14 protein-coding genes are annotated in these 17,722 nt (G+C 66.7%); 7 read left to right on the forward strand and 7 right to left on the reverse strand.

The window, feature by feature from the left end; translation table 11 throughout:
- The first annotated feature begins 111 nt into the window (after positions 1–111).
- Together BS329_RS09265 and BS329_RS09270 are read left to right on the forward strand one after the other, a co-directional pair.
- Positions 112–4,608: a HAMP domain-containing protein gene (locus BS329_RS09265; RefSeq protein WP_208619182.1), complete on the forward strand. Its 4,497-nt coding sequence runs from the start codon at positions 112–114 to the stop codon at positions 4,606–4,608.
- Between the two features lie 13 nt (positions 4,609–4,621).
- Positions 4,622–6,994 carry a SpoIIE family protein phosphatase gene (locus BS329_RS09270; protein WP_076157992.1) on the forward strand — a complete coding sequence of 791 codons (2,373 nt, stop codon included), beginning with the start codon at positions 4,622–4,624 and terminating at the stop codon, positions 6,992–6,994.
- Here the strand turns inward: BS329_RS09270 and BS329_RS09275 are convergent.
- The 3 genes from BS329_RS09275 to BS329_RS09285 form a co-directional block, all read right to left on the reverse strand.
- Entirely contained in the window at positions 6,978–7,316 is a 339-nt protein-coding gene (locus tag BS329_RS09275) for an ANTAR domain-containing protein (RefSeq protein WP_076157995.1), read from the reverse strand. The genes BS329_RS09270 and BS329_RS09275 overlap by 17 nt on opposite strands.
- Positions 7,313–8,101 (reverse strand): DUF3152 domain-containing protein, encoded by a 789-nt coding sequence (locus BS329_RS09280; protein WP_279628135.1) that lies wholly within the window; start codon positions 8,099–8,101, stop codon positions 7,313–7,315. Before BS329_RS09280 ends, BS329_RS09275 begins: the two co-directional genes overlap by 4 nt.
- Positions 8,102–8,318: 217 nt before the next feature.
- On the reverse strand, positions 8,319–9,317 hold the full coding sequence (locus BS329_RS09285) for a polysaccharide deacetylase family protein (RefSeq protein ID WP_076157998.1): 999 nt from the start codon (positions 9,315–9,317) through the stop codon (positions 8,319–8,321).
- A 232-nt stretch (positions 9,318–9,549) separates the two neighbouring features.
- On the opposite strand from BS329_RS09285, the gene BS329_RS09290 reads away from it, so the two are divergent.
- Positions 9,550–10,467 (forward strand): hypothetical protein, encoded by a 918-nt coding sequence (locus BS329_RS09290; protein WP_076158001.1) that lies wholly within the window; start codon positions 9,550–9,552, stop codon positions 10,465–10,467.
- 453 nt (positions 10,468–10,920) lie between these two features.
- Here BS329_RS09290 and BS329_RS09295 read toward each other — a convergent pair whose 3' ends face one another.
- The gene (locus BS329_RS09295) at positions 10,921–11,268 is read right to left on the reverse strand and encodes a WGxxGxxG family protein (RefSeq protein ID WP_076158004.1); all 348 of its coding nucleotides are present in this window, start codon (positions 11,266–11,268) and stop codon (positions 10,921–10,923) included.
- A gap of 297 nt (positions 11,269–11,565) precedes the next feature.
- Between BS329_RS09295 and BS329_RS09300 the strand changes: the two genes are divergently transcribed.
- The 3 genes from BS329_RS09300 to BS329_RS09310 all read left to right on the forward strand — a co-directional run bounded on the left by BS329_RS09300 (position 11,566) and on the right by BS329_RS09310 (position 13,940).
- The gene (locus tag BS329_RS09300) at positions 11,566–11,892 is read left to right on the forward strand and encodes a hypothetical protein (protein ID WP_244197079.1); all 327 of its coding nucleotides are present in this window, start codon (positions 11,566–11,568) and stop codon (positions 11,890–11,892) included.
- Between the two features lie 299 nt (positions 11,893–12,191).
- The gene (locus BS329_RS09305; RefSeq protein WP_076158010.1) at positions 12,192–12,545 is read left to right on the forward strand and encodes a hypothetical protein; all 354 of its coding nucleotides are present in this window, start codon (positions 12,192–12,194) and stop codon (positions 12,543–12,545) included.
- 453 nt (positions 12,546–12,998) lie between these two features.
- A complete protein-coding gene (locus BS329_RS09310) occupies positions 12,999–13,940 on the forward strand; it encodes a glycoside hydrolase family 43 protein (RefSeq protein ID WP_076158012.1) in 942 nt (313 codons plus the stop codon).
- Positions 13,941–14,028: 88 nt separating this feature from the next.
- Here BS329_RS09310 and BS329_RS09315 read toward each other — a convergent pair whose 3' ends face one another.
- Entirely contained in the window at positions 14,029–14,499 is a 471-nt protein-coding gene (locus tag BS329_RS09315) for a hypothetical protein (RefSeq protein ID WP_076158015.1), read from the reverse strand.
- A 985-nt stretch (positions 14,500–15,484) separates the two neighbouring features.
- On the opposite strand from BS329_RS09315, the gene BS329_RS09320 reads away from it, so the two are divergent.
- Positions 15,485–16,246 carry a hypothetical protein gene (locus BS329_RS09320; protein ID WP_076158018.1) on the forward strand — a complete coding sequence of 254 codons (762 nt, stop codon included), beginning with the start codon at positions 15,485–15,487 and terminating at the stop codon, positions 16,244–16,246.
- Between the two features lie 271 nt (positions 16,247–16,517).
- On the opposite strand, the gene BS329_RS09325 is transcribed toward BS329_RS09320, so the two are convergent.
- Together BS329_RS09325 and BS329_RS09330 are read right to left on the reverse strand one after the other, a co-directional pair.
- Positions 16,518–16,871, reverse strand: coding sequence for a hypothetical protein (locus BS329_RS09325; protein WP_076158021.1), 354 nt, complete (start codon positions 16,869–16,871; stop codon positions 16,518–16,520).
- Positions 16,872–17,027: 156 nt separating this feature from the next.
- A complete protein-coding gene (locus BS329_RS09330; protein ID WP_076158024.1) occupies positions 17,028–17,387 on the reverse strand; it encodes a hypothetical protein in 360 nt (119 codons plus the stop codon).
- Positions 17,388–17,722 lie beyond the last annotated feature (335 nt).

Below are 17,722 nucleotides of genomic sequence, written 5' to 3' on the forward strand. Positions count from 1 at the left end.
CCCGGGCCGCTCCTCGCCGCCCGTGCACTTCCTCGGTTGGTTGTCGGTTCTTTCCTCGACGCTGCAAACGAAGAGACGTGGTGACGGATGAGCGGGTCGGCAACTGCGACGATGAGTCGTGCCGGAGAAGAAGAACTGCGCCAGCTTCTGGCCGGGCTGACGGCGGTACGGGACGGGGACTTCGGCATCAGGCTGCCCGACGGCGCCGACGGGTTGCTGGGCGACATCGCCACCGTGTTCAACGGGATGGCGGACCAGCTGTCCTTGTTCACCTCGGAGGTCACCCGGGTCGCACGCGAGGTCGGCAGCGAAGGTCAGCTGGGCGGCCAGGCGAAGGTGCCCGGTGTCTCCGGCACCTGGAAAGACCTCACCGACTCGGTGAACGCGATGGCGGGCAACCTCACCACCCAGGTGCGTGACATCGCCCAGGTGGCGACCGCGGTGGCGCGGGGCGATCTGTCCCAGAAGATCGACGTCGACGCGAGAGGCGAGATCCTCGAACTCAAGGACACCGTGAACACGATGGTGGACCAGCTGTCCTCGTTCGCGGACGAGGTCACCCGCGTCGCACGAGAGGTCGGTAGCGAGGGACGGCTGGGCGGCCAGGCGGAGGTGCCGGGCGTCGGCGGCGTCTGGCGCGATCTCACCGACTCGGTGAACTTCATGGCGGGCAACCTCACCGACCAGGTCCGCAACGTCGCTCAAGTGACCACGGCGGTCGCGAAGGGCGATCTGTCGCAGAAGATCACCGTGGACGCCCGCGGCGAAATCCTCGAACTGAAGAACACGATCAACACGATGGTCGACCAGCTGTCCTCGTTCGCCGACGAGGTCACTCGCGTCGCCCGTGAAGTCGGCACCGAAGGGCGGCTCGGCGGACAGGCCGACGTCAAGGGCGTCTCCGGCACCTGGCGCGACCTCACCGACTCCGTGAACTTCATGGCGGGCAACCTCACCGACCAGGTCCGCAACATCGCCCAGGTCGCCACCGCGGTGGCCCGCGGCGACCTGTCCCAGAAGATCAACGTGACGGCGCGCGGCGAGGTCCTGGAGCTGAAGAACACGCTGAACACCATGGTGGGGCAGCTCTCCGCCTTCGCCGACGAGGTCACCCGCGTCGCCCGCGAAGTCGGCACCGAAGGACGGCTCGGCGGACAGGCCGACGTCAAGGGCGTCTCCGGCACCTGGCGCGACCTCACCGACTCCGTGAACTTCATGGCGGACAACCTGACGGCGCAGGTCCGCTCGATCGCCGAGGTCACCACCGCGGTGGCCCGCGGTGACCTGTCGCAGAAGATCCGGGTCGACGCGCGCGGCGAGATCCTGGAACTCAAGGACACCATCAACACGATGGTCGACCAGCTGTCCGCCTTCGCCGACGAAGTCACCCGCGTCGCCCGCGAGGTCGGCACCGAGGGCAACCTCGGCGGGCAGGCGACGGTCCGGGGTGTCTCGGGGACCTGGAAGGACCTCACCGACAACGTCAACGTGATGGCGTCCAACCTCACCGGTCAGGTGCGCTCGATCGCGCAGGTCGCCACGGCGGTCGCGCGAGGTGACCTGTCCCGCAAGATCACCGTCGAGGCCAAGGGCGAGGTCGCGGCGCTGGCCGACGTCATCAACACGATGGTCGACACGCTGTCGGCGTTCGCGGACGAGGTCACGCGGGTGGCGCGTGAGGTGGGCACCGAAGGGATCCTCGGCGGGCAGGCCAGGGTGCCGAACGTCGCCGGAACCTGGAAGGACCTCACCGACAACGTCAACTCGATGGCGAACAACCTCACCGGGCAGGTCCGCAACATCGCCCAGGTGACCACCGCGGTCGCGCAGGGCGACCTGTCCCGCAAGATCGACGTGGACGCGCGTGGCGAGATCCTGGAACTCAAGACCACCATCAACACGATGGTCGACCAGCTGTCGGCGTTCGCCGCGGAGGTCACCCGGGTCGCGCGCGAGGTCGGCAGTGAGGGGCGGCTCGGTGGCCAGGCCGAGGTCGAAGGCGTCTCGGGCACCTGGAAACGGCTGACGGAGAACGTCAACGAACTGGCCGGGAACCTCACCCGCCAGGTCCGGGCGATCGCCAAGGTCACCAGCGCGGTCGCGGAAGGCGACCTCACCCGCTCGATCACCGTGGACGCCTCCGGCGAGGTCGCCGAGCTCAAGGACAACATCAACTCGATGGTGGAATCCCTGCGCGAGACCACGCGGGCCAACCACGAGCAAGACTGGCTGAAGTCGAACCTGGCCACCATCACCGGCCTGATGCAGGGACGCCGCGACCTCGCCGTGGTCGCGGCGGCGGTGATGGACGAGCTGGTCCCGTTGGTCGCCGCGCAGTACGGCGCGTTCTACCTCGCCGACGAGACGGCGGAGAGGCCGGAGCTGCGGCTTGTCGGCGCTTACGGGCATCCCGACGCCGGCGAGGGTCCGGTGGCGCGCTTCCGGATCGGCCAATCACTGGTCGGACAGGCGGCACGCAGTCGTCGCCCGATCATGGTCGACGAAGTCCCGGAGGACTATGTGGCCATCTCGTCCGGCCTGGGGAAGACGAGACCGGCGAACCTGATCGTGCTCCCGATCGTGGTGGAAGATCAGGTTCTCGGCGTGATCGAGCTGGCCTCGATCCACGGTTTCACCGAAGTGCACCGGGCCTTCCTCGAACTGCTGATGGAACAGATCGGCGTCAACGTCAACAGCATCGTCGCCAACGCACGTACGGACGAGCTGCTCGACGAGTCGCAGCGACTGACCGCCGAGCTCCAGACTCGTTCGGAGGAACTGCAGTCACAGCAGGAAGAACTGCAGCGTTCCAACGCCGAGCTGGAAGAGAAGGCCGCGCTGCTGGCGACCCAGAACCGTGACATCGAGACGAAGAACCTCGAAATCGAGCAAGCGCGCCAAGAACTCGAAACCCGTGCCCACCAGCTGACACTGGCGTCGAAGTACAAGTCGGAGTTCCTGGCCAACATGAGCCACGAACTGCGGACCCCGCTCAACAGTCTGTTGATCCTCGCGCAACTGCTGGCCCAGAACCCCACTCGCAACCTCACCTCCAAGCAAGTGGAGTACGCGGGCATCATCCACTCGGCGGGTTCGGATCTCCTGCAGTTGATCAACGACATCCTCGACCTGTCCAAGGTCGAGGCGGGGAAGATGGACGTCACCCCGGAACAGGTCCCCTTGCGGCAGCTGCTGGACTACGTCGAAGCGACCTTCCGGCCGATGACCTCGCAGCGGCAGCTCGACTTCCGGATCCGCGTCGGCCAGGACGCCCCCGCGCAGGTGCTGACCGACGACTCGCGGCTGCGGCAGGTGCTGCGCAACCTCCTCTCCAACGCGGTGAAGTTCACCAGCACGGGCGGAATCGAGCTGCACATCGAGCCGGTCGGGGTCGAAGAGCTGCCTCCGTCCGTTCGCACGAACGGGCCCGCCGTCGCCTTCCGGGTCATCGACACGGGAATCGGGATCGCGGAACACCAGCTCGAATCGATCTTCGGCGCGTTCCAGCAAGCGGACGGCACGACCAGCCGCAAGTACGGCGGAACCGGTCTCGGATTGTCGATCAGCCGGGAGATCGCGCAGTTGCTGGGAGGACACCTCACCGCGGAGAGCACTCTCGGTGAGGGCAGTACGTTCACCTTCTACCTGCCGGTCGCACGACCGGACTTCACGGTGCGGCCCGCCGTCGGTACGGAATCGGCCGCCACGCCGGGCGCCGAACCGGTGCGGGAGTCCCCGCGCCGCACGCATCGTCGCCTGCTCGTGGTCGAAGGGCGGCAACGCGGTCTGCTGACGCTCGTCGCCGAGAGCGCCGCCGGCGATCTGGCCGACAGCAGGGACTTCGGGGTCATCACCGCCGACGTCGAAGTGGTGACAGCGGCGGGCACGGAGGAAGCGGCGGCCGCCCTCGCCACCGACGCGTATCACTGTGTCGTGCTCGACCTCGATCTGCGGGAAGGGACCTCGTTCGCCTTCCTCGACGCCATGCAGGGTGACAACGCCCTGCGGACGGTCCCGATCCTGGTCCACAACAGCAGACGCCTCGACCACGAACAGGAACAGCTACTGCGGACGAGAGCCGAGACGCTCTCGCTCGAGGTGCTGTCCGGTCTGGACGAACTGCGGGAACGGATCGCCCTGCACCTTTCGGCGGACGAGCCGGGGGCGGTGCTGCCACTGGTCCACCCGGGAGAGAAGCCCGCGACGGTTCACTCACCAGACGTCGACAACACTCTGCACGGTCGCACCGTGCTGATCGTCGATGACGACCCGCGCAATGTCTACGCGCTCACCGGAATCCTGGAACTACACGGCCTGCGGGTGCTACACGCCGAAGACGGCCGCAAGGGCGTCGAGCGAGTGACCACTCATCCGGGCATCGACCTGGTCCTGATGGACATCATGATGCCCGAGATGGACGGCTACACCGCGACCGCGACGATCCGGGCCATGCCCGAGCACGCCCGGCTGCCGATCGTGGCCGTCACGGCGAAGGCGATGCCCGGTGATCGCGAAAAGAGCATCGCCTCGGGCGCGAACGACTACGTCACCAAACCTGTCGACACGGACGAGCTTATCGCCTGCCTCAAACGGCATCTGACGGTCTGAGCGGGGAAATGGAATGTCGGTCGACGAAACCGGCTCGGTGCCTTCACCCGGCCTTTCCCCGAATCTGGCGCGTCTGGCCGCCACGGTCGCCCGCCTCCGCGACGAGGTCGATCACGCCCATGCCGTCGCCGACGGGCGTGCCCTGATCGAACTCGCCAAAGGCGTGTTGATGGAGCGCTTGGGCTGCGGCCCTGGCGATGCCGCGCGACAACTCGCGACCCTCGCCGAACGCGCCGGGATGACTCGCCTGGAATTCGCCGCCGACGTCGTCGGTGACGCCGCCAAGGACCGGCTGAGCGAAGTAGCGGCGGAGTTCGTGGCTCGTACGGACGAATCCGGCGAAGACGCCTCGGTCATCGTCCGTCTGCGGGCAGCGGAAAGCGGTGTACTGGCGGCGGACGACACCCAGCGGGCCGCCGAAGCGATCCTCGAGCACGCCCTGCGCCCCCTCGGCGCGACCGCGGTCGCGGTCTGGCTCGCGGGTCCCGACGGATCGCTCACCCTGGCGGGGGCCGCCGGGTTCTCCGCCGCGGAGGCCTCCCGCTGGCGGTACGTACCTCCCGGAGTGTCGACTCCCGCGCAGGCCGCGCTGGCCGAACGCGACTCGGTGTGGTTTCCGGCGCTGTCCTCTTCCGGCCTGCCTTCGATCGGACAGCACGCCATGGCCGTCGGCACCCGGATCGCCATCCCGACCGGAACCGGCGGAAGGATCATCGGCGTCGCGGAAATCTGCTGGCCGGACCAGGTGAACCTCGAAGCGGGCCGGATGCGACGGCAACTGGAGGCACTGGCCGAGCTGTGTGCGCACACCCTGGAGAACGCGGAGGGAAGCGTCGCGGCCTCGTCCGCCCACCCCGCCTCGGGCCTGCTCAGCGAGTTGGCCGATTTGGTCGACGGCTTGCCCGACCCGGCCCTCCTGCTTTCGCCGTGCCTCGACGATGACGACCGGTTCGGCGACTTTCGGATCCATCACGCCAACCCACGCTTCGTCGATCCGGGTGGACGGCCGCCTGCTCGGCTCATCGGAGCCCGGTTGCTCGAGATGTATCCGCTCGCGGCGGAGGAAGACGGCCTGCTGGACAAGATTCACCGGGTGTACGCGACGGGAGAGCCGTTCCGCGACCAGAACACGACGATCACCACCTCCGTGGATCAGGTTCCGCTGCCGGTACTGGCCGACGTCAGTATCAGCAGGCTCGCCGACACGGTCTTGCTCGGCGTGCGCCTGCAGGACGACGCCGCGAAGCTGACCACGCTGCTGCAGCACGCCCAGCGGCTCGGCCGGATCGGCGGTTTCGAGGAGAACCCGGTGACCGGAGCCGTGCTGTGGAACTCGGAGCTGTTCGCCCTCTACGGACTGCCTTCCACGGCATCCCCTCTGCCACTGGCCCGGCTGGCCGACTACGCACACCCTGACGATTCGCCCTCGATCGGCCGGTTCCTCAGGACCCTGTTGCACCACCGGCGATCCGCGTCGACCGCGTTCCGGCTTCAGCGCTCCGATGGCGTCTCCCGGTACATCCGGGTCGTCGCCGAGCCCGTCGTCGACAGCCGGGGCGATCTTCTCAGCATCCGCGGTGCCTATCAGGACGTCTCCGCCCAGCACTGGGCCGAAGTCGCCCTCTCGGCCACCCGTGACCGGCTGGCCGCCACCGAACAACAAGCGATCGAACGCAACCGCCTGACCCTCCAACTGCAGCACGCGATCATGCCGCCCGCACGGGACCCACTGGACGTCGCCGGTATCCGGACCGCCGTCCGGTACCGGCCCGCGGAAAAGGAGAACCTCGTCGGCGGCGACTGGTACGACGCCGTCGCCCTGCCCAGCGGCGAAATCCTGCTCTGCGTCGGCGACATCGCGGGGCACGGCATCGACGCGGCCACCGGGATGGTCAACCTTCGCAACGCCCTGCGTGGCCTCGCCGCCACCGGCGCCGGGCCAGCTCAGCTGCTCACCTGGCTCAACCTGGTTGCCTACAACCTCACCAATCACGTCACGGCCACCGCCGTCGCGGCCCTCTACAACCCCTCGACCAGGATCTTGCGCTGGGCGCGGGCAGGCCATCTCCCGCCGATCCTCCGGCACCAGGGACAGACCACGACGCTCCCGCTCATTCAAGGCACCTTGCTCGGAGCCGTGCCAGAGGTGACCTACCAGGAAGGACAGCTGCACCTCGACAACGGCGACGTCCTGCTCCTCTACACCGACGGCCTGATCGAGCGCCGCGACCGGCCGGTGCAGGATTCGATCACCCATCTGGTCGGCCTCGTGGACGAGCACGACGGCGACCTGGACCAGCAGCTCGATGCCTTGCTCACCTACAGCACCGCCGACACCGACGACGACACCTGTGTCGTGGCCATCGAAGTCACCGCGGAGTTCTGATCCGTGTCCGGTCCTGTACGAGCCGTCGGACTTCGGCCAGCACCACGGCACCGATCACCCCGTCGATCGACCCGGACGCGCCTTCGCTGCCCACGGCGACGACCACGGTGGCCACGTCGTGCAGTTTGACGTTGTTGTGCTGGGAGATCGCCCTCAGCGCGGCGAAGGCCTCATCGGGTGTCCACTGCCGCACCAGCATCAACATCCCCTTCGCCTGTTCGATGGCCGGCTGCGTGGCCAACGCCCGTCGCAGCTGCTCCACTTCGTCAGCGGGAGCCACCGGCTGGTCCGGTCGCGGCTCCCAGCCCTGCCGGACGCTCATCGCGTCATCGTCACCCAAGGATTGGGACGGCAGACCGCTCCATCCGGCCGGACGTTCACCGCGGCGCCCGGCTCGGCACGGTTGAGGTCCACGACGTAGCTGTTGGACAATCCGAAGGTCTGCTGCATCATCACTGGAGCCACGGCCCCCGCCGCGGGACAGCCGACATGCCCGTGACCGAGGGCGTGGCCGACCTCGTGGTTGACCGCGTACCGGTGGTAGGCGAGAAGATCGCCCTCGAACGAATGGGCACCACGGACCCAACGCGCGAGATTGACGACGACCCGGTGATCACGGGTGAGATAGCACGACGAGTCGTAGGGAATCTCGAATCCGCAAAGGTCGGGGCGGCGGCTCGTGGCGGGGCTGGTGAGACTGATCCGGAACGACGGCGAGGCGCCCGGGTCATCGATCCGCCGGAGCGACACATCGTCGGACCCGATCCATCCGCGCGGGTCCGCGAGGATGGTCTCCACTTCCGGTGCGAACGAGGGGAAGTCCACTCCGTCCTCGATCTCGACGGTGTAGGTCAGTTGCCGAGTTCCGGTGCCCGCCGCCGAACCACTCACGCCGGGTACGACGTGCCAAGCTCCCGCACCGGTCGGCGTGAAAGGAGCACCGTCCGGCAACGCGGCGGGCTCCGGCGTCGGCGCGATCGGCTGACTGCTCGCCGGTGCCGGCGAAGGTTGCGGCGCCGGCGGGCCTGGGGCGACTGGCGTCTCGAGGGCGAAGGGCGCCACGAAGAGCGCGATCGAAAGCACCAGGGCGAGCAAGATGACGATCAACGGCCACCACGTCCGATCCGCCTCCGAAGCCTTCCGTGGCCGGCGGGGCGCGGGCTTCTCGGGCGGGATCGCGATCGTCTCGCGACGACGCGTGGGCAACCGGTGCCGAGGAGGCGGAGCCGGTTTGGCGCCCGCGGGAACCGGTGGCTTGGTCAAGGGAGCGCGAGGCTGGGGCAGCCAGTCGACGAGGCTTCCGTCGCGTCGTACGTGGGAACTCTCAGTAGGCAAGACTCACACTCGCACAAGCCTCGGCGGGGACGGCGTCGGATCGCGGGTACGACACCGTCTGCGGATCGCCGTCCGAGGTGTACCGATGCCCGGTGGGCGAACCGAGCTGGTCGAGCCAGTGGGCGGAGCCGTATTCCGCCTCCGGGCCGGTCGACTGTGACCGGATCCGGGGGATCGCCGCGGGTTCGAACGCGCGGGAACACGGAGACGGCGCGGGCCCGGCCCCGACGAGCAACGCTCCGCGATAGGTGTAGCCCGGTCCTTGCAGCGCCAGTCCTGCTCGCCGGGGCTGCGCGCCGTACGGCAGCGCGAGTGTGCTGGGTTCGTAACCGGGCAACGCCTGTTTGATCAGGACGTCTCCCTCGGCGATCGCCGCCGACGCCGCGGCTTCGTCCGCGCGGCGCAGGTTCGTGTGCCGTGCGGTGTGGTTGCCGATCTCGAAGTGGTGGTCGGACAACCAGCGCAACGCGCGGTCGTCACCGCCGAAGGGGTGCTCGTTGACATACAGGCTGGCGACCGGGCGGAACCGGGGGTGCGCGGCCGCGACGTCCAGCAAGATCCGTACGGCGGTCCCCGGCGCCGGGTGTCCCTCCGGCGTGAGCGCGAACACGCTCGGATCGCCGTCGTCGAAGGTCAGTACGACCGGATGCGCGCCCGCGGGCAGATCGAGCCGTCGGCCCAGCAGTTCGGCCGTCGTGACCGGGACGTAGTCCTCGGCGGCGAGCCGTTCCAGCTCCGCCGCGAAATCGGCGGGCGTGCGGTCGTAGGCCGATCGCGGCTTCTCGACGATTCGGTGGTACATCAGGATCGGAACCCGGCCGAGTTCGTCGGCGGCCACCTGCCGCGCGAACGCCGGTGTGACGCGGGTAGGCGCGGCTGCGGAAACAGTTCCCAGCTCCGGCGACGGGGAGACCGCCGGCCCCGGCGCCCCGCATGCCGCCACGAGGAGGACGGCAGCACCTGCGCCGAACCGGAAAAGAAAAGACATTCTGAAAGTGTGCTGCCGGAGCCGGGCGCGGGCACACGGATGCACCGATTCGGGTGAGCGCGAATTTTGGCGTCCTCGCGCGCAAACCCAAGTATCCGCAGCTCGGGGCATCCGGCCCGGAATCGGGCCCGGCACGATCCGGTGATCGTCGGCGGCTGGGTTTACGGGAAGATCAACACGGGTATTTTCCTGGACTGGCAACGAAAACCTGAGCACAGCTGAAGGAGACCGGATGACCGACCACAGTCGCCGCTTCGTCCTCACCGTCGGGCTGGCGGGACTCGCGGCGAGCGCGTGCGGCACCCCCCGTCGGGGCAACGCGGCCGCGGCGCCGATGACGTCCGCCCCAGCCGCGGCGGCGGTCATCCAGCCGCCTGCCGATCCACTCGCGACGAACCTGCTGGTCGGCTTCTGCGGAGCACCAGGCGCGAAAGCACTCGGCCGGATGACCGGAGACCTCGCTGCCGCGAGTCGCGAGCTGCGTAAACATATCGACGGCTTTCCGCCGGTGCGGCCGATCACACCCGTCGTGGAGTTGATCGCGACCACCGTGCACCGCTCGCCCGGCGCGGACGGTATGTATCGCAGCCGGTGCAGTGACGAAACCGTGCGGGAGTACCTCGACGCGGCTCGCGCGCTGAACGGCCTGCTGCTACTCGACATCCAACCCGGTCGCGCGGACTTCCTGCCTGAAGTGCGGGCCTTCGAGCACTGGCTGAAGGAGCCCGATGTCGGGGTCGCACTCGATCCAGAATGGGCTGTCGAACCGGGCGTCGTCCCGGGGAAGAAGTTCGGGCGCACCACCGGCGCCGAACTCGACGGGGTCGCCCACTACCTCGGCGAACTGGCGCGGCTTCACCGGTTGCCCGCCAAGGTCATGATCTACCACCAGGTGGCTTCGTCGGTGGTGCGCGAGGAGGAACTGCTGAAACCCCACCCCGGGGTCTCCGTGGTGAAGGTCGTGGACGGGATAGGTTCCGCCGCCGCCAAGAAGGCGACCTGGAAAACGCTCATGCCGAGCAAGCCCGACCACGTGCGAGCGGGCTTCAAACTCTTCTTCGACGAGGACACCCGACGAGGGGCGGCCTTGATGACCCCGGCGGAGGTCCTCGCACTGGCGCCCACTCCCGCTTATGTCCTCTACGAATAGTCGGCGATCGAGGTTAGCGCTCCGTCGCCCCGCCGGGCCTTGACTCGCCCCCAAGCCACGTCTTCCCACCGGCGATCACCCTGCGCCATGACTTCGCTCGTCCTGTCCACCCTTTCGAGTGGCGCTCTTTTTGTTCTCTCCGAAAAACGGTGCGCCCTAACTTCGCAAAAGCTTAGGGTTCACCCTTTCGTGTTGTTTACACTCACGATTTCGGTGGGTAATATCGTTGATATCGATGCGTCCAGAAATAAACCCGCCAGGAGAGATCCCCTGACTCTCTCCTCTTCCTGGCACCGCGTCGCTGTCATCGACACCGGTCGAAAACACGGCCCCAAAGCATTGGCAAGCAGCAACAAGGTGCGAATCCCATCGGCGGACGTCCGACGCGAATCCCGCCGGACGTCCGCCGAAGGAGACAAGAACTGAGCGGTTCCAGCCCCGCCGAGATCGTGGTCAGGCGCCCGGAGGTTGGCGTCGCGGCTCCGCGGGCGGGTAAGTGTTCACGGGGGGAGCATCCGCACCCGCAGCCGGATACCCGGCCATCGCACCGGCCTTCGGACCTCGCCGGGCAAGACCGGCGAGCCCGAGCAGGCCCACCAGACCGAGCAGACCCCATAGTCCGTTGTCTCCGTCGGCGTCGGCCCGCTCCTCACGCATGCGTCCGTTTCCGTCGTCCACCTCTTGCGACGCCGGTACCGTCGGCGCGGACTCGCCGGTCGCGGAAGCCGGGACCGCTCCGGTCAGCATGACCGCCGCGGCCGCCACGCACGCACAGGTCGTCTTCTGCAATGCCCGCTTCATTTCGATCCTTCTTTCGAATTCGTCGATGGAGGGTCGATCAGTCAGGTCATACCCGCGACCCGCGCGTTCACACCCGCCTTCACGGGAACGTGTCTCTCTTTCACTCGTACGACCCCGTGTTCCACCCGGATTCGCCTTTCACTAGTATGGCGACCGGTTCAAACAAGAGCCGTGGAAGTACGGACCGTGCCTTCGAATCCTCCATGGTCGGCCTTCCTTGTTCGCGCGGTTAGCGCATCTGCCGGAGATCAACATGGTCCACATCCGTGGATCGGGGGAGAATTGAACGACCGTCATGTGATCGCGCCTTTGGGCGCCGCCTTCACGCCACGCCTGATCTGCACGGCCGGCGACCGCCTGATACATCCGTCGGACAGCAACAACGACCTCGCTCGCATTGTCGTGCGCTGGGCGCGCACTTGGGTTCCCGAGACCTGGCCCGCGCGCCAGTACTTCACCTCACTGGGCATCGGCGATGACGAAAACCCTTGCTACAAGGACAAGGACGTCATCGGCTGGCTACTCCTGCAGCCCCAGCCGGATTCGCTCGCGTGGCGCGTGCGTTCGAGAGAGATCGACGTCACGACGGCGCTCACCGCGGAAGCGGAGGCCTGGCCCGTCTAAAACAAAAGACGAACACAAGCAGCCTTGCTACGCTCACTTCACAGCGAAGCAGGGCTACTTGTCGTATCCGGGCTCTCTCTTCTCGCGCGCTGTGACCCGTCTCGCTGACCGGTTGGCAACAGCAGAATGATCTTAACCCGATTGGACCACCGTTCACGCGGTCAACGGATCGCCGTACCCACACGATGGTGGATCGGGTTGGAAGAGCCAACCGATGATCAGTACGTTTCCCCACACCGGACGGGAACACACCTTTATTGCCGTCCCGCACGACGCAATCGTCGAATCGAGGAGAATCCATGCTGAAGAAAATCGGTTTCGCCGCGGCCACCATGGCCGCAGGTGCGATCCTGAGCGGCGGCGTCGCCTCCGCCGACACCCCGGACGGGGACCACGACGGTGGATACGACTACAGCGGCCAGGTGGGTTTGGTCAATGTCAACAACTTCGACTTGCTGCACAACGTCAACGCCGTGGTCGGTGCGTGTGACAACAACGTGAACGTGCTCGGGGTCCAGGTCCCGATCCAGGACTCGCTCAACGGCATCGGCGTGCCGATCCTGTCGCCGGGCGAGCACGAGGCCAGCGGCGATTCCCCGTCCAACTGCGCCGCGGGCGGCGTGCTGGACGGCGGTACGGCCCAGCACAACTGATTCTCCCAGCCGAAGCCATCCGCGGTGGTGTGCGGATACGGCCGAGGCATGGGGTCCGGCGGTTCGCACCGCATTCGCGAAGTGCTGGAACACGAAGAAGAGATGCACACTCCGCTGCGTGTTCCGCCGCCACCGCGATGCGGTTGTGACGTCGACACGGGTGGGGCCGGTTCATCCTGCCCAGGAGTTGACCGGCCTCACCCGGCTTGGAAAGCACCATGACCATCACTCCCGCCGGGCTTGTCCGGTGGGTTTCTTTAGGAGTTTTTGTGATCAAGCAGCTTGGGTTTGTGGCTACCGCTTTGGCGNNGGTGCCAACCCGGACAACTGTGCCGGTGGTGGCATCGTCGACGGCGGGACCATTCAGGAAAACTGACCGATCCCGCGAAACAGCCGCCGCACGGACGCCCCCTCCGTGCGGCGGCTTTCGCGCGTCGTCCGAGAGAGTCGGTTATGAGAAACAAGATTCGTCTCCTGACTGTCGCCGCCGTCGGCCTCCTGACCTTCGCGACCTGCCCTGCCGCGTCGGCCGCCGGCGCACCTCTGCTCCTGCTCGGCCAGGACTTCCCCGATCCCGACATCGTCAAGGTCGACACCGGCTACATCGCGTTCTCCACCAGCACCGGCGCGGTCAAAGTGCCCCTTGCCGTCGCTCCGGCACCGAAGGGTCCTTGGCGTGTCATCGGTGACGCTCTCGCGGCCGTGCCGAAGTGGGCCAAACCCGACAGCGGATTCTGGGCGCCCGACGTGACCCGGCTCCCGGACGGCACCTTTCTGCTCTACTTCTCGGCAGCCGTCGCTCCCGGTGGGGAAATGTGCATAGGTACCGCCTCCGCGGCCAAGGCCGAAGGTCCGTACACCCCTGTCGGCGACGCGCCTCTCGTCTGCGTGCCGGGCGACAGCGGCGACATCGACCCGCAGGCCTTTGTGGACACGGACGGCACGCGATACCTGCTGTACAAGAGCGATGGCGCGGCCACTGGTCCACCCGCCGCGATCTGGTCTCAGAAACTGCTTCCCGACGGTCGGACACCGGTCGGCCCGCGAATCGAGCTCCTGCGTGCCGACCTTACTTCCGAGAAGGCGATCGTCGAGGCTCCGTCGGTGGTGAAGACACTCAACCGCTACGTGCTCTTCTACTCGGCCGACACCTTTCGAAGTTCCGGGTATCACACGGGTTACGCCTCCGCGCCCGCACTGAACGGGCCGTTCGTGAAGGCCGATACCCCGCTCCTCTCGACCGATCTTCTCGGCGGGAAGGTCGACGGACCCGGCGGTGCCGACGTGGTGGACGGGCACATCTTCTTCCACGGCTGGCTCGGTGGTGGTCGCACGGCCCGAGGTATGTACGAACTTCCCCTCAGTTTCCTCAACGACGTCCCCCAGCTCGGGTGACCAGCCCCCTCGCACAACGAAGGCCCGGCGCGGAGGAAGTCCCGCACCGGGCCTTTCGCCGGGGCACCCCGTCCGGGGTCCGGTCGCGCTAAGCGACCGGGACGGTCAGCCCACCAAGGAGGTCGTTCACCAGTGACGACAAACTGATCAGGAGTCGTTGCACCAGCGCGTTGAGCAAGGCCGACACCGGCGGCAGCCCCACCCGGGATTCCACGTCCGCCGCCAGTTCGTCGACGCCCTGTTTCGCCGTGGCGTTCTCCTGCCGGGCCGTGGCCGCGCTGTCTTTCGCCTCTGCCTGGATCATGTACCGCTCACCCTGCGCCAAGTCGGTGAGCACGGGGGCGAGCCGGGCGAGGGTGGCCTGCGTCCCCGGCACGTCGCCGCTGTCCGCACGCGAGACCAGCGCGTCGCGCATGGTCTGCACTTCCGCGGCCACGCTGGTGGTACTGGACGACCCGTTACCACCGGGCCCGCCCGCCGCTGCGACGCCCGCACCTGCCAGCGTCACGGACGCGGCGACGACGAGAAAGGTGAAAGCCCTCGTCAGTTGATTTCTCATGTCGCGCTCCTTCGGATTCCTGCTGTGACTTGAATCATCGTGAACCCTCTACCTGAATACCGCGAACGGACATCGTTCCCCTACCATCGGAGCAATTCCGTAGCGTGCACGCGGAGAGCGACTTCGCAAAACAAACGTGAAGTTCGCGTGAAACTCTCCGCCGCCCCTGGGCGCGGATGAACACCCTGCGTGTCCGGAACACCCGGTCGAGACCACAAGATCAGCAACCTGGCTGACTTTTTACTTACAGTCCAATACAGGAAGCGGTACCAGCCCCAACTCGGCTTCATCCCATCAGCGCCGTTTGCCCAGCCGGATACGGGGGTAATCAGTCAATTTGCCTGTCGCCGGAAAGACACTCATAAGAATGCCGTGAGCGCGAACCACTTCGTCTACGGAAACCAGGTGACCGACGTCGAAGCCAGCTGGAAAGCCGACATCCTGGCGCTGGGATCCGACACGACGCGTCGGCCGAGCGGAGTTCAGCGGGGGGAGCGTCCCGGCGCAAGCAGCGCCGGGACGCTACTTCACTAACGGCGTCACCCACTCGAGCCCGGTTCGACAGCGCCTTGAGCCATCGAACCCCGTGCTCGCACCCTCACTCAGTCGTGAGTGGCGTTTCGGGTTCCACCCCGAAACGCCACTCACGACTGAGAAGTAGTTTCTTGCCGTAAGGCCAACAAGAATCGCGCTGTTCAGCGGCGCCCCACGCGCCCGCCGACAAGGGGTGTGTCCGGGCGACGGCACAGGACATTGTTGTCGTACAAGGACAACGAGACGAAGAGCGACGGTACCGCCGTCGGGTCGGATCACCCTGGAAGATCCACCTGACGAAGGTACCGAACGGGTGCGATGGCTCGCCCGTACTTTTGCCCATGTTGGATCCGGGTAATGTCCAAGAGCGGGCGGACTTCCTGCCCGGAGTCGATTCTAGTGACTCAATTTCGTGTTAGGTATCACCAACCCGGAAAGGATCACAATAATCATGACTGAACTGCGCCGCTTGGCGCTCGCCGCAGCGGCCGCCATCCCGCTGTCCCTCGCCTCCGCCGGCATCGCGTCAGCCGACCTGGGCGATCGCCCCTGGACAGCCGGGACCACCGAGATGTCCGCGTCCTACGCCGGTATCGGTGGCGCCGGGACGATCCACAGCGATTCGGGCTACGACCACCACGGAAATCGGTGGACGGAGGAAAGCGCGGTGCTGGCGGGCCCCATGGGTGCTGTCGTGTGGCACAACGAGGAGTCCGACTTCAACACGGACGACGACTGGAACGTCGACGACAAACCCGGTCGCCCGAGCCACTCCCACGGGAAGCGCCCGGTCGCCCATACCGACGGCGGCGAAGTCTCGTCCACCCGTCCCGTGAAAACCCTCCCGGTCCGGGAAGCCCGCCCCGTCCGTGAAGTCCACCCCGTCCGGGACACGCACCCTGTCCGGAAGACTCACCACGGTCACGTGGCGTACGCCGAGTCCACCAAGACGGCGGACGAGGACGGTGCGACCTCGTCGCATGTCGCCAGCCACGCCGGCAACAATCACGCGGTGTACGAAGCCAGTGATCTCTCGGCGGGTCCCGATGGAGCCGAATCCGAAGGTGTCAAGGCTGTCGCCAAGCCCCAGTACACCAGCTACCACAAGTGGAACGTCGCGGCGGACGAGGACGGTGCCTACACCCATGAGGTGAGCGCGGTCGCCGACGTGGACGACTGGACCGAAGATCACGACACGTTCGACCGTCGTTGAGCGGTGTAAGTCACTAGAAACACGTGAAGGCCCCCTTCCTTGCTAGGCCCAAGGAAGGGGGCCTTCACGATGAGAAGGTGCGCAAGCGTGGAAGTGGCCGGCTTCCCCGTGCGCGCACAGCGGGGAAACCGGCCACGTCTGGTGGGCCGCACGAACGTCGGGCCACGACTCACCACCGACCCGGGAACACCAGCCGGGGTCACTCGGGATTTACCCGCTCACCACTACAGGAAACCACTCGGTCAGGCAGTCGACCGGTTCTGGCCAAGGGTCAAGAAACGAAGTCCGGCAAAGTGATGCCGACGACGATCCCGCCTTCGATGATTTCACCGGCGAGGGTCCATTCGAGTCGCACGGCATAGTGTTCGGCCAGGAGCCGAGCGTCCTCGAGGACATTCTCGACGAGAGCCGCGATGTCCTCGTCGCTGCGCTCGATACCCAGGTTCGCCCCCCGGAGACTCCATTCGGCACTCCACAAAGGACGGGCGCGACCATCGTTCGTGTCGCGACGCAATTTGATGTCGATGACACGCTCGAGTTTCGGCGTCGCGCGCGGAACCGGCCGGTGCGCGGCTCGCAGAGTAGCGATTTCACGGGCACGCCGTTGTTCTCGGGATTCGCTCACCTCTGTCCTATCGACAGGCAGGCTTCCCCGGAAAAGTCAGATCAGTCTTTGGAGCACGAGAAAGGTGAAGTGCCCGGTACGGAGAGATCGCTCACTCGGTACCGGGCACTTCACCCGAGAGTCACCGTTACCCGTGCACCCGACGGGTACTCGGACTCAGTTGTGCTGGGCCGTACCGCCGTCCAGCACGCTACCCGCGGCGCAGTTGGACGGGGAATCGCCGCTGGCCTCGTGCTCGCCCGGCGACAGGATCGGCACGCCGATGCCGTTGAGCGAGTCCTGGATCGGGACCTGGACCCCGAGCACGTTCACGTTGTTGTCGCACACACCGACCACGGCGTTGACGTTGTGCAGCACGTCGAGGTTGTTCAGGTTGGCCAGGCCGACCTGCTCGCTCACGTCGTGCGTGGGGTGGCCGTGCCCCTCCTCTTCCGGGGTCCCGGCGGACGCGATGCCGCCGGTCAGGAACGCTCCGGCCGCCACCGCGGCGGTGACGAAGCCGATCTTCTTCAGCATGAGTACCTCTCGAATCGGAATGGTGTCGGCGAGGCGCCGGGGAAAGTACGCCTCCGTGCCGCGGGGGCAAACGTACAGAGGCGAAGGCACCTGTTCGCCGTCGTTCGCATCATCGGGTGGTGCTGAACGGCTGCTGACCGAGGTTCTTGTAGTCCGAAAGGGTATCGCCCGCGTTCGCCGTCGCGGGCTAGCCTGCCCGGGAATCGACCGCGGCCGCGATCTGCGACGAGTGTCGGTCACGCCCAGTATTTGACTGAAGATCAAGTGCCGCCGCGACACACTTCTGTGTCGTCGTCGCGGCAGGAATTCTTTCTCTGCGTGACGAAAACGTTGAC

Source organism: Amycolatopsis coloradensis, assembly GCF_001953865.1.
GTDB lineage: Bacteria > Actinomycetota > Actinomycetes > Mycobacteriales > Pseudonocardiaceae > Amycolatopsis > Amycolatopsis coloradensis.